A 13468-nucleotide genomic window follows, 5' to 3' on the forward strand; every position below is an offset into this window, starting at 1 on the left:
GATAAGCCCGGCTTTTTGTTGACCAATTACAGTATCTATCAATGGCTATTTGTTGACAATCAGGTGTCGGGCCAGTTGCCTTGTTTCTGGAGTGTTTCGGTCAAGGTTCTGCGGTAGAGATTACCCACCGGAATTTCCTGTTTCCCGATCCACACCGCCGTGCTAGTGAACCGGGTGATGCGGTGAAGAGCCACCAGAAACGACCGATGCACTCGCAAAAACTGGTGCGGGACCAGCACCTCTTCTAAGGCCGTTAGCCGGTCGGAAGCCAGCAGCATCTGATCGGTCAGGTACACCTTGACGAAGTTGCCGTAAGCCTCCACGTACTGAATGGCCGAGGGGTCCAGCTTGTGAATCTGCCGGTCGGCTTTGAGGAAGACGAAGGCAGCAACGCCCGGCCCGGCCACCGGGGGCGGCTCACGCAGCGGGGGCGTACCCATTACCCGGTTGACAGCCTTCAGAAAGCGGTCGAACGAAAACGGTTTGAGCAGATAATCAGCTACCCCCAGCTCGTAGCTCTCCACGGCAAACTCCGAATAAGCTGTCGTCAGAATAATTGGGGGCGGATTGGGCAGGCTGCGGATAAGCTGAACCCCGGAGTAGCCCGGCATCTTGATATCCAGAAACAGCAGATCGACCGGTTCGGCATGGAGTACCCGTAGGGCCTCGAAGGCATCGCTACAGCGTTTCACCATCCGCAGTGAGGGTAGTTGGGCCACGTAGCGTTCCAGTATGTCGAGTGCCAGCGGTTCGTCGTCGATCAGTAAACAACGGTAACTCATAGGGTCAGGTGGAGGGAAACCCGGAAGTGGCCGGGCGATTCGTCGATGTGCAACGTGTGTTGGTTGGGGTAGGTCAGGTTCAGCCGTTTACGCACGTTGGCGATGCCCGTGCCGGGTAGTTCTGGCTGGGACAAAACTACCGGGGGGCGGGTGTTTTCGACCCACAGAAACAGACCGTTGGCCTGAATGCCCACGTCGATGCTCACCACGCCCTGCCGCGACTGCTGTTCGATGCCGTGTTTAAAGGCGTTTTCCACAAAGGGCAGCAGCATCATGGGGGCAATAACCCGGCCCGCTGGGTCGCCTTGCACGGTGAGCCGGACGGTTGTGGGGTCTGTCAGCCGCATGGATTCAAGGGCAACGTAGTTCTGGATGTATTCGATTTCTTTTTGCAACGCCACCTGCGGCTGGGGGGCAAAATCGAACATATAGCGCATCAGATCGGCCAGCCGCAGAATCTGGACAGGCGTGTGGGGCGACTGGGCCAGCGAGAGCGAGTAGAGGCTGTTTAGATTATTGAAAAAGAAATGGGGGTTGACCTGCTGCTTGAGCAGGTTCAGCTCGGTCTCCACCTGCTTCTCGCGCAGACTCTGGTTGTTGCGCTGAAGCTGTCGGTACTGATGCAGAAACGTGGTGATGCTCAGGAACAAGGCAATATTGGTGAGTTCAGCGCTGAATGTTTGTCCGAACCCGTGCTGATGGTTGTTTAAAGCCAGGGCAATGGCTGTCAGCGGCAACGCGCCCACACCAACCAGCCCGGCCAGCGACAAGCCGTAGTACACATACCGGCCAGGCCTCAACAGACGGGGCAGCAGCCCGTAGAGGTGGGCGTAGCACACGGCGGCCAAGACACCGTGAATCAGCAGCAGCAGACCGTAATAATTGGGGGGAGCCGGGCTGATGCCAATGAGCGTGAAATACACCCCGTAGCCGTACCACGTCAGCCAGAACAAGACGTGTAGTAGTGGGCGGGACGTAAACAGGGTTTTCCAGACGCTCATTAGAAAATGGCCTAACAGTCAACGGAGTAAAATTACGTACCTGCCCGCCATAACCCGCCGGACCGGGCCGAACGGCCCAGTAGAATGATAAACACTGTTCGTGCGTTTTCTGGAGCTTTTCAACATCAAAATGGGGTGTTGGTCATTATCTGGAGTAGAGTTAGGGGCCATCTTTTTGTTTTGTCTCAGCGAAACAGACAAACTAAACAGCTATCACTATGCACAAACTATTGCTGACCGCCCTCACCCTGGGTACGCTACTAACCAGCTTTACCCCCGTAGCCGACCCCGCTACCGACATTCTTGGCCCCTGGAAAGTAGCTGCGGATGGCCTACCTAACGCTAAAAAACAACTCATCGAGCGACTCAAAGGCACTAACCCCGAAATTGTCGAGCAGCTTGAAGCCAATCCGGGCATGGCCGAGCAGTTGATCGAGTCGTTTATCTACGACTACAAGGCCGATGGTACGCTGAACATTACAACAGCCCAGGGACCCCAAACCAACAAGTGGCGGTTCTCGGACGATAAGTGCGTCATCATTCGGACCCGGTCCAATAGCACCGAAGTACAGGATAGCGTGATCTCGATTTCGCCCAAACAGCTTGTGCTGGCTACCCTGCCGTTGCGCCTGCCCGTTACCTACGAACGGGCTAATTAAGCCGCTTCGCCAACAACACGATGCCCGGCAAACTGATCAGACTGCTCGCCCGACTACTGCTACTCTTACTCTGGCTGGCAGGACACCTGACCCCGGCCATGGCCCAATCCGTACGCCCCGTCGCTAACGCCGGAGTAGACGTAGCCGCCTTAGCGCAGGCGGAGGTAAAGGCTTACAATGCCCATGATATCGAGGCTTTTCTGGCTACCTACAGCGACAGTGCAACCATCTACACCTATCCTGACAAGGTGTTGGCGCGCGGCAAAACCGCCCTGCGGATTCTGTACGGGAGCGTGTTCAAACTGTACCCTACACTTCGCTGTGAGGTTGTGCACCGCGTGGTGCAGGGCCACATTGCTACGGCGGTGGAAAACACACACGGTGTAGGAAAAACCCTAATGTTGGGCGTGGGTATATACACTTTCGGAAAAGACGGCAAAATCACGGAAGTTCGATTTATCGAATAAGGCGTATAAGACACCGGCTGGCGGTTAGGGGCGAGTACCTGTCAGTCGGTACTTTTAAATACAATTGCTTTTGTTCGCCCGCTCGTTGTGCGTCAGGTACGTCCCGACGGCCTGAGGTGGAGAATTATCTTTGCCTCTGTGGTTAGCTGGCTTTTTTAGCCAGGGTCATTCACGTCTGAGCACCGGGCCAAAACTTGCTGCGTGGAGGGCTGACGTTGACTCTTCCTTTAGTAGCATACCGCTCCGAAACATCGTCGGGCAGGAAGCCACTATGGAGTACTTAGAAGCGAGGCCGGAAGAAAATAGCAGCAACGTTTCCAAGCTGAATGAACTGGTAGCGATGCAGCACGGAAGGGATCGGCTTGTGAAGCAACCACAAGCCATCGGGAAGGCTTATTTTTTCGATACTAACCAGCTGAGCACTGTCGTTAATAACTCCAGTAGTACAGCCTATATGCGGGTGAGTCACGTTGCTCCGAAGCATTTAGGCAACCACTACCCTAATGCACCACTCTCTAAGTCACAGACGAGATGCGTTCAATTACAATAAAAAGAGTGAATTACACCTTGTTTTTAACGATAAGTTGTGTGGTTAGCCACTTCACTGTATTGTCGGCATCTGGACAGGCTTTGCCCAACAGAACTGGTCTGAAAGTTGGCTTTAATCTGGCTAAATTTACCGTAAGTCAACCAATTGAAGCCCGGCTCGAAAACCAGTCGATACCTGCTTTTCACGTGGGTGCTTTTCATCGCCACTGGCTTAGTAAGCGGGTGGCCCTACAGAGCGAACTGCTGTATAGCTTAAAAGGTGCTCAGTTTACCCAGCCTACTGGCAGCTATGTGCAATACGCACATTATCTGAACGGCGTGTTGCTCGCTAACTACCTGATTGGCGAACGTATCGCTGTAGAGGTAGGACCGGAAATCGGCTATTTACTGGGTGGCAACTCACGGGTGATTGACCTATCAAACAGGGTAGATGTGGGAGTAGATGTTGGCTTACGCTACAGCCTAAGTAAGTACGTTGATCTGGGTCTTCGGTATAGTTTTGGATTAAGTCAGGTAGCAAGTTACCAGTCCATAACCAGTACTGGGGTTACTCAGGGCGAAACGGCACTCCGAAATCGGGTAGCTATGTTGTCACTCGGGTACCTTTTTTGAGTTTGGTAGTCCTATAAGAATCTGCGCGAACCACTCAATATAAGTCGTGAGTTTCGCCGGGCGATAGCAATTCATGGCCCGCTGACCAACGATCCAAAGGATGAGATCGTAAGCCGTTCTATATACGTTTTCAACGTAGTTCATCAACCAACTAACCCAGTTCGTCCATCTTTTTTGGTCGCCCCTCGTCCGACGTTCAACTTCACCAGCGAATCAACACCGCCCGACAGGCTTAGTCCTGCGCAGGTGGTTCGACAACGCTATGAAGAACGGACTGGACCTTATTTTTTTGCAATTGCTACGCATTACGCTATTGACGTTAGGCATCGTCACTGGCTGGGGTAGTGCTGCACAGGCCCAACGGACGGTTAACGGGCAGGTAGCGGAGACCGGTTCGGGGGCACCGGTGCCCTTTGCCAGCGTGGCCGTGCGGGGTACAGCGGTGGGTACGTCGGCAGACGACGAAGGGCGGTTTCAGCTCGTGCTTAAGCAGCCCGCCGATACGTTGGTTGTTACGGCGGTGGGCTACCAGACCACCCGCGTGGCCCTCGACTCCGCCCAAACCCAGCCGCTGACTATTTTGCTGACCCCGGCGAATCAGACCCTGAGCGAAGTGGTCGTGCGGGCAGGCGAAAATCCGGCTTTCCGCATTTTGCGCGAAGTGGTCGCCCACCGGAATCAGACCGATTATCGGCGAGCAGCGGCCTACGAGTACGAAGCCTACAGCCAGTTGACCATCGGCCTGAATCAACTCTCGGAAGGGTTTCGTCGGCGGGGGGCGGTGCAAAAACTGCTGCGCCCGTTCGAGCAGGCGCAGCTGGGCCGCACCACGGATTCGGCGTTTGTGCTGCCCGTGTTTGTGTCCGAAACCGTTTCCCGGCTCTACGGTCGGCAACAGCCGACCTTGACGAAGGAGCGCATTCTCAAAACTAACATCAGCAGCGTGGGCCTGACCGACGACAGCTTCGTGGCCCTGTTCACCGGGGCGGGTTTCAATACGCTCAATTTTTACCAGAACACGGTGGGCCTGTTCCGCAAAGAGTTTATCTCGCCCCTGTCGGCCAACGGACGGGCGGCTTACACGTACTTTCTGGTCGACACCACGCAGATGGGGCGGCATACCTGCTACGCCATCGACTTCGACCCGCATAACCCCCGCGATCTGGTGATGCAGGGCCGGGTCTGGATCGACACGCTGACCTACGCGCTGGTGCAGATCGAGGGGCGTATCAGTCCCGAAGCTAATATCAACTTTATCAACGGCATTCGGTTCGAGCAGACCTACGAAACGCTGGATAGTGCCGGAAGCTACTGGCTCCCCGAACGGCTGCACCTCACGGTGTCGGTGGGTGAACTGGTGAAAAACACGTTTGGCGCACGGGTCGAGTACCTGACCACGACACGTCAGGCCCAGGTAAACCAACCCAAACCCACGGGCTTTTTCGATACTGAGGTGGATCTGGCCTCCGACAGCAGCGCGGCACCGGAAACGTATTGGCAAACGCTGCGTACCACTACCGACCAATCCATTAGCGTGAACGCCCGGTCGATGCTCGATACACTCCGCAGCCAGCCCATTGTGCGGACCTACGTGCGGGCCACGACCTTTGCCCTCAACGGGGGGTACGTTCGGGTGCTGCCGGGCCTTCAGGTGGGGTCGTTGCTGTCGGTTTGGGCTTACAATCAAGTGGAAGGGCACCGCCTGCGGCTGGGGCTCCAAACCAACAACGCCTTTAGCCGACGCTGGCAACTGGCAGCCTACGCAGCCTACGGTACCCGCGACAGGGTCTGGAAATCAGGACTGGAAATCAACTTCATCCCGTCGCGCCAACCCCTTACGCTCCTTGCCTTCAAAACGAGCTACGACCTCGATCAGCTTGGCCTGCGGTCCGATGAAGGGGCTGAGCTGCCGTTTTTCAGCGTCGTTAACCGGTTCGGGCAATTGCCCCGCGCCTACTACCAGGGCCAAACCAGCTTGTCTGTTCAGCGCGACGTGCTGCGCGACATCACCAGCACAATGGGGTTGCGGCACCGCACGTTCGACCCCGCCTTTCCGTTTGCTTTCCGCTTGCCCACCCCACTCGATTCTGCCCCTATGGCGGGAGTTCCAATGCCTGGTCAATCACCAATGAGGCTGGGCCGGGCGTTTGCCACGGGCGAACTGTTTGGCGAACTGCGCTATGCACCCGGTCGGTTACCCACCCGCCGGGCCAATTCGACCCGGCTCCGTCGGCGGTCGGGGACCGTCAGCCCGGTTATTACGCTGCGCTACGCTTATGGCGTGTATTGGACACCCGGTGCGCCCGCCGAGATCGCCTACCACAAAGTACAGGCGGAGTGGCAACACGCGCTGCGCTGGGGCCTGCTAGGTCGCACGGAGTACACACTACAAGCTGGTTATACACCTTCCACGCTACCGTTTCCGCTGTTATCTGTACACGTCGGGAACCAGACGCCGTTTTATAACCGGCAGGCGTACAACCTGATGAACGTCGGGGAATTTGTCTCTGACCGTTACGTATCGCTGTCGGCGGAACACCGTTTTGACGGATGGCTGACCAACCGTCTACCATTAATCGGGCGCTGGGCATGGCGGTCGTTTCTGACGGCCAACGTCCTGTGGGGCCGATTGAGTGTGGCCAATCAGCAGCTACTGGCCAGCACCGACGGGGCGGGGCAAACGCTGGCTCCGGTTTACGCGCTGGGGTCGGTTCCCTACGTGGAGGTGGGCTACGGCGTTGAAAATGTCTTCAAGGTGCTACGCCTTGATATCATTCACCGGTTGACTTACCGACAAGTGCCCGGCGCGATACCCTTCGCTCTTAAAGCCTCGTTTCGTTTCAGCTTATAACCCCATTGCCCGGCCCACGCCCGTTCCTACACACCGTCCGCAACGTTGCTTCACCTCGTTCCTTATGTCCAGCCAACCTGTTCTTGACCGCCTTTCCTTCATCCGGCTCCTACTGGCGTCGGCCGCCGGGGTTGCCCTGCCCACTTTTGCGAACCGAACGCCAGCAACCGCCCCCACACGCACCGTCATAGTGGTGGGGGCGGGTATTGCCGGGGCCGCAGCCGCTCAGGCCCTGCGGCAGCAGGGAGTCCAGGTGATTGTGCTCGAAGCCCGCGACCGCATTGGTGGGCGTATTCATACCGATGACTCGCTTGGCTTACCCATCGAGCTGGGGGCCAACTGGATTCATAACCCAACCGGCAACCCATTGCTCCCGCTGGCCCGGCAAATGGGCGTTGTTACCCAGCCTTCGGCCTATGATGACCTAAACCTGTTTTACGAAGACGGCGAACGGGTGGGCAAACTGCGGCTGTTTCGGATGAACAACCGCCTGACCAGGCTAACCCGAACGGCCAGTACCCAGGTGCGGACCTCAACGACCGACTATTCCCTGTACGAAGCCATTAACCGGCTGGCCGATCCGGCAACACACCGGGGGCGGGACGGGCAGGTGTTCAATTTTTTAATGAGCGCGGTTGAAAACGAACTGGCCTGCTCACTCCGCGATGCGTCGGCCAAAACGTACCTGCCGGGTAACGACACCCATACGGGTCGGGAACGCGACCAGTTGGTGACCGGCGGGTATGTCACTCTCGTGCGTCAATTGTTAGCCGGTATTGACGTGCGGCTGAAAACGGTTGTTCGGGCGATCCGACAGTCCGCCACTGGTGTGACCGTCGAAACGGATCAGCAGGTGTTTGAGGCCGACCAAGTCATTGTAACCGTGCCGCTTGGCGTGCTGCAACGGGCCGACATCGTGTTCTTGCCTGAACTGCCGCCTGCCAAACAAACTGCCATTCAGGGCCTTGCGCCCGGCCTGATGAACAAGGTAGTGATGCGCTTCACCCAAAAATTCTGGCAAAGCGACGCCCAGTTTCTGGGCCTGCTGGGGGCGGGGCGAAGTGGTAATGATATTTTAGTGAATTACGATCATTACACGGGTAAGCCCATACTGGTTGCCATGCCGGTGGGGTCGGCTGCGCTACGTCTGGAACAGCACGACCCAGCCAGCAACCAGGCCTATTGGCAGGATCGGTTGCACAAAGTATGGCCCAATCAATCCATCGAGTTTACTCATTTTCTGACTACCGCCTGGCAGAATGACCCTTTCTCAAGGGGTTCGTACATGCACGTACCTGTAGGCGCGTCCGCGGCATACTGCGCGGCACTGGCCGCTCCGTTTGGGCGGGTGCGTTTCGCGGGCGAGGCCACCATTAGCCAGTACCACAGCTACACCCACGGGGCCTATCTGTCTGGCCGGCGGGAAGCGGAGGCTCTGTTGACGATTAAGTAACGTGACTACGGAGTGCCTGTACCGGTGTCCATGAAGGCGAGAAGGGGCATCTTCTGTAGCTGATAGGTGTACGTATTTGGATGGGATATGTCCGTTTACGGACAAACAGCATGAGAAAAAATAGTGTTAATGTGCTGATAATTAGGTAGAAATGAGCACGGTGTAGTTATTGATAGCTGCATCGGCGTGATCACTCCTATTTACCATGCTTCGCAACTACATACTCATCGCGCTTCGTAGCCTGAAGAATAACAAGGTATTCACCCTCATCAACTTGTTGGGGCTGGCCGTTGGGATGAGTGCCAGTATCCTGTTATTGCTCTGGGTGCAGGACGAACTAAGCGTCGATAATTTCCATACAAACAGCCAGCAGCTCTACCGGGTGGTGGCGCAGTGGAAGATGTCGAATGAGACAAAACACTATCCTTCTACCCCCGCGCCCCTTGCCACTACCCTGCAACGCGACATTCCCGGCATTGATAAGGTTAGTCGGTTCTCATCCATAGGTCGGGCACTGTTGGCGTATCAAACCAACGTCTTCGATGAAAAAAAGGGAGCCTTAGTAGATCCATCCTTTTTGCAGATGTTTACCTTCCCACTCCTCAAAGGGAACATGCACACTGCACTCACCAATCCGCATTCCATCCTCCTGTCGGAAAGTCTGGCGGCTAAATACTTCGGCACCGAAGACCCGGTAGGCAAGATCATTCGGATCAACAACAAACACGACCTGACCGTAACGGGCATCCTGCAGAACGTACCTGCCAATTCGCACCTGTCGTTCGATTTCCTAATGCCCTTCGTTTACCTCAAAGAGCGGGGTACTGACCTGGAAAACAACTGGGACGACTACAATTACATCACCTACGCCCAGCTAAGCCCCGGGGCATCAGTAGCGGCTGTGAATCGGCAGGTAGGCACCGTTCTGAAGCGACGCGATCCCCAAAACGATGGGTTGTTGTACCTTCAGGCACTGCCAGCCATTTATCTCGACAAAACGGTAGAAGGCAACGGCGAGGCCCACGGCAACCTACAGTACGTCTATGTTTTCTCGGCAATTGGCCTGTTTATTTTGTTGCTCGCCTGCATCAATTACACCAATCTGTCTACGGCCCGCTCGGCTAAACGGGCTAAAGAGGTAGGCCTGCGGAAGGTAGCAGGGGCCTACCGGGGGCAGCTTATCGGGCAGTTTTTGAGCGAATCGTTCCTGATGGTCAGCATGGCTTTGCTGATTGCACTGGCCTTAGTATGGTTGCTACTGCCCATATATAACAATCTAACAGGCAAGCAGTTAACTGTTAATCTGCTCACTGGCCAGACTTTACTCACCCTGATGCTGGTAGCACTGACCACTGGCTTGGTGGCAGGTAGCTATCCTGCCCTGATGTTGTCGGGCCTGCAACCGGTGAAGGTATTGAAAGGCGTTTTTAAGGCCGGAAAAGCAGGGATTACCCTGCGGAAAGGGCTGGTAGTGGTTCAGTTCACGCTGTCTATTCTCATGATTGCCAGCACCCTGATTGTCTCCCGGCAACTGCACTACATCAGGAGCAAGAGCGTAGGCTACGACAAAGAGAATGTCCTCAGTTTCTCGCTTCGGGGCAACCTCGATGCGCAATACGAGGCTTTCCGCGACGAACTGGCCCGTCAACCGAGCGTGGGTAATGTTACCTCGGCCAGTAGTGATCTGAATGACGTAAACAGTTCGTCGTCGGGCGGGGAGTGGGAAGGGAAAGCACCCAATGTCAACATCATTCTCAATCAGCTATCGGTTGACCGGAATTTCACCCAGACGTTCGGTATTCCGATGCTGGTCGGTCGTGGGTTTTCGTCGGCCATGAAAACCGACTCCAATGCCTTTATCCTCAACGAAGAGGCCGTGCGGCAAATGGGCCTCCAACATCCTGTTGGCAAACGACTGACGTTGCACGACGTGACCGGGCCGATCATTGGCGTGGCCAAAAACTTTCACTTCCGGTCGCTGCACGAATCCATTGGTCCGATGGTCCTGTTTGTCTCGCCCAACTGGCGGAGCCGTGTCTACGTGAAGGCTAATGCCGGGTCGGCTGAAGCTGTAGTGGCTGCCACCCAAAAAGTGTGGAAGGCTTTCAATCCAGACTACCCGTTTGAGTACCAATTTATCGATGAAAGCTTCGACCGGCTCTACCGGGCCGACCAGCGTACGGGTCAACTGTTCAACTACTTTTCATTCATCGCTGTCTTCATCGCCTGTCTGGGCTTGTTTGGCCTGGCTGCCTACACCGCCGAGCAACGTACCAAAGAGATTGGCGTACGAAAGGTGTTGGGCGCAAGTGTTTCCAGCATCATCACTCTACTCTCTGGCGAATACCTCAAACTGGTGCTGATTGCGCTGCTGATCGCCACGCCAATTGGTTGGTACGCAATGAGCCAGTGGTTGACCGAGTTCGCCTACCGAATCAACATCGACTGGTGGATCTTTCCGCTGGCGGGTATGCTGGCTATGGTAGTAGCCCTGCTGACGGTAGGTACGCAAAGTGTTAAGGCCGCCTTGATCAACCCCATCGAAAGCCTGCAAGTCGATTGACTCGCCGGTTTGTGTGAGCAACGCAAAGTGTTACCCATGTCGTTGATCCTATAAGACGGTTGCCCCTCTATCAACAAGCCAATACGGTTGATAGAAGGGCAACTTGATCTAGTATTAGGTGAATAAAGCCTCACTTTTAAGGTAAGCTAGTTGAAGCTATGCCCTTTAGGGCAAGACTTCAGTTGCTACTCATTTTGAATAGCTTTGGGCCATGAAGCAACGCTTTATACAAGGCCAGTTTAACAGAAGTGTATCCGTATAATCGTCGATTGTTTTTTCACAGTTAGCGGCAAATAAAGTCAGGCTAATTTTGTATAATCAATCAGGGCACAAACCCTCTTACACGGATACGGATCGGTTTGTCACTGATGTAAATACGTACATAAACTCTCTATAAAAACGCTGACAGCGGGAATGGAAGCTAAGCGGCTCCACCAACTGATCCGCTACCCAACAGGGACATCCGGCCCGTTTTCAGCCATTTAGCTCAAGGCGATAAGTTTATTTTGGCGATGATGTAAACGAACGATGCACGGGTAAAGGGATAATTCCTACGGCTAACTGTACTATACGAATAGATTGCCTGGCAGAGTCACACAGTGTGTTATGGTGGCAACGTACCTATAAGCTCGTCCTACGTATGCGAAAAAAGATAGTAGTTGCCGGTCTTAGCTGGCTACTTGGTTTTTCATGTTCATTCCCAACGTACGCCGTAGCGCAAGCTCCACCGGGCACCTCCTTAGCCCTTAACGACCTGAGCGCGTTTAAACCAACGGCCCCCAATTGGCGGATTGTCGGCGGTGTTCGTGCGGAGCTGACCAAACCAAACACGTTACTGACCGAGGGCGGGACCGGTGTGCTGGTCAATAGTCCGGTATCTGTTGCGCTAAGCAACCCCAACGCTAACCTCGCCACCTTGTTTGAGCATGGCGACGCGGACATTGATTTTGATTACCTGATGGCCTCCGGTGCCAATTCGGGGCTGTATTTACAGGGTCGCTACGAGGTGCAGTTGCTCGATAGCTGGACGGTACGCACCCCCAAAGCCAGCGATAACGGCTCAATTTATGAACGCTGGGACGACAGCCGGGGCCAAGGCCGCGAGGGGTACGATGGCCACCCCGCCCGGCAGAACGCCAGCCGTGCGCCAGGCCTGTGGCAGCACCTGCGTATTTCGTTTCAGGCACCCCGCTTTAACGCTGAGGGAAAAAAGACCCAAAATGCCCGATTGCTGCACGTGGAACTGAACGGCGTAGTCATTCATGAGAACGTAGAACTAACCGGCCCCACCCGTGGATCTGCCTTTACTGAGGAAGCCGCTACCGGCCCATTGCTGTTTCAGGGCGATCACGGGGCGGTCGCGTTTCGCAATATCCGGTACGTCAGTTTCGACAAACCACGCCCTCAACTCCTCGGTCTGACCTACGCGGTATATAAAGGTCGCTACGAAAAAGAGCCGGTGTTTGCTCAGCTAAAGCCCGACACGCAGGGAGATTCCGAGCAGCTTACGGCCTCGGTGAGCCGCCTGAATAACGAGTTCGCGCTTCACTATATGGGTACACTCCGGGTGCACGAACCCGGCGAGTACCGTTTCGACATAGCCGTACCGGGCGGCAGCGGTCGACTGCGCGTCAATGGGCAATCCCTGGGCGACCTGGGCTGGTGGGCTGGCGGTGGTCCGGTTACGCTGCCCAAAGGCGACGTACCGATTGAGTTGTATTACGCCAAACTCGTTGACTGGGCTAAACCTTCGGTAGGGCTGACCATTGCCGGGCCGGGCATCCGGGCGTTTACCCTGTCGGGCGATAGCCGGGAGGAGGGGGAAGAAGTAGACCCTATTCGGGTGGAAACGCCCACGACCACCGTTTTGCGGAGTTTCGTGGACGTACCGGTATCGACCTCAACAAAAAACCAGGTCCCTAAAACCGTGCGCATTACCCACGCCGTATCAGTCGGTAGCCCCGACGGGGTGCATTACACTTATGATCTGGACAAGGGAACGTTGGTGCAGGTCTGGCGGGGGCAGTTTCTCGATGCCACACCGATGTGGCACGACCGGGGCGACGGCTCGGCCCGCCCGTTGGGCATGGTTGTGCCGCTGGGTGCGTTGTCGCTCACTGTTGCCCGGCTGACTTCTCCTCAAACCAACTGGCCCGCCGACACTATAGGGTCGGGTTTTCGGCCACGTGGGTATGTGCTCGATGCCGACGACCGGCCTACCTTTCGCTACCAGAGTTTCGGCCTGACCCTCGACGATTGCATCCGGGTGCTGCCCGATAGCAAAGGCGTTCAGCGGACCGTATCGATAACGAACCAGGCAGTCAACCCCCTTGCCTCGACCCTTTACGCCCAATTGGCCACGGGCACCCGCATTCGTGCGCTCGAAGACGACCTTTATCTTATTGATGAGCAGCAGTACGTGCGCGTTGACGACCTCGGCGGCACCAAACCAACCGTGCGCGACGCAGGCGGTCGGCAGGAACTGATTGTACCTGTGACCAGCCGCATTGTGTATTCTATCCTGTTCTAAC

9 protein-coding genes are annotated in these 13468 nt (G+C 55.7%); 7 read left to right on the forward strand and 2 right to left on the reverse strand.

What is annotated here, in order from left to right:
- Positions 1-59 precede the first annotated feature (59 nt).
- Positions 60-782: a LytR/AlgR family response regulator transcription factor gene (locus ACFE8Q_RS25980; protein WP_375448371.1), complete on the reverse strand. Its 723-nt coding sequence runs from the start codon at positions 780-782 to the stop codon at positions 60-62.
- A complete protein-coding gene (locus tag ACFE8Q_RS25985) occupies positions 779-1783 on the reverse strand; it encodes a sensor histidine kinase (RefSeq protein WP_375448372.1) in 1005 nt (334 codons plus the stop codon). Before ACFE8Q_RS25985 ends, ACFE8Q_RS25980 begins: the two co-directional genes overlap by 4 nt.
- Before the next feature lie 218 nt (positions 1784-2001).
- Between ACFE8Q_RS25985 and ACFE8Q_RS25990 the strand changes: the two genes are divergently transcribed.
- The 7 genes from ACFE8Q_RS25990 to ACFE8Q_RS26020 all read left to right on the forward strand — a co-directional run bounded on the left by ACFE8Q_RS25990 (position 2002) and on the right by ACFE8Q_RS26020 (position 13467).
- Positions 2002-2442, forward strand: coding sequence for a hypothetical protein (locus ACFE8Q_RS25990; protein ID WP_375448373.1), 441 nt, complete (start codon positions 2002-2004; stop codon positions 2440-2442).
- Positions 2443-2462: 20 nt separating this feature from the next.
- Positions 2463-2909: a nuclear transport factor 2 family protein gene (locus ACFE8Q_RS25995; RefSeq protein WP_375448374.1), complete on the forward strand. Its 447-nt coding sequence runs from the start codon at positions 2463-2465 to the stop codon at positions 2907-2909.
- A gap of 531 nt (positions 2910-3440) precedes the next feature.
- A complete protein-coding gene (locus ACFE8Q_RS26000; RefSeq protein WP_375448375.1) occupies positions 3441-4070 on the forward strand; it encodes a porin family protein in 630 nt (209 codons plus the stop codon).
- 262 nt (positions 4071-4332) lie between these two features.
- On the forward strand, positions 4333-6921 hold the full coding sequence (locus ACFE8Q_RS26005) for a DUF5686 family protein (RefSeq protein ID WP_375448376.1): 2589 nt from the start codon (positions 4333-4335) through the stop codon (positions 6919-6921).
- Between the two features lie 64 nt (positions 6922-6985).
- Entirely contained in the window at positions 6986-8374 is a 1389-nt protein-coding gene (locus tag ACFE8Q_RS26010) for a flavin monoamine oxidase family protein (protein ID WP_375448377.1), read from the forward strand.
- A 205-nt stretch (positions 8375-8579) separates the two neighbouring features.
- Positions 8580-10937, forward strand: a complete 2358-nt coding sequence (locus tag ACFE8Q_RS26015; protein ID WP_375448378.1) for an ABC transporter permease — start codon at positions 8580-8582, stop codon at positions 10935-10937.
- Between the two features lie 640 nt (positions 10938-11577).
- The gene (locus tag ACFE8Q_RS26020) at positions 11578-13467 is read left to right on the forward strand and encodes a family 16 glycoside hydrolase (RefSeq protein WP_375448379.1); all 1890 of its coding nucleotides are present in this window, start codon (positions 11578-11580) and stop codon (positions 13465-13467) included.
- The last annotated feature ends 1 nt before the right edge of the window (position 13468 follow it).

The sequence above is a fragment of the uncultured Fibrella sp. genome, from assembly GCF_964250085.1.
In the GTDB taxonomy this organism is placed as follows: domain Bacteria; phylum Bacteroidota; class Bacteroidia; order Cytophagales; family Spirosomataceae; genus Fibrella.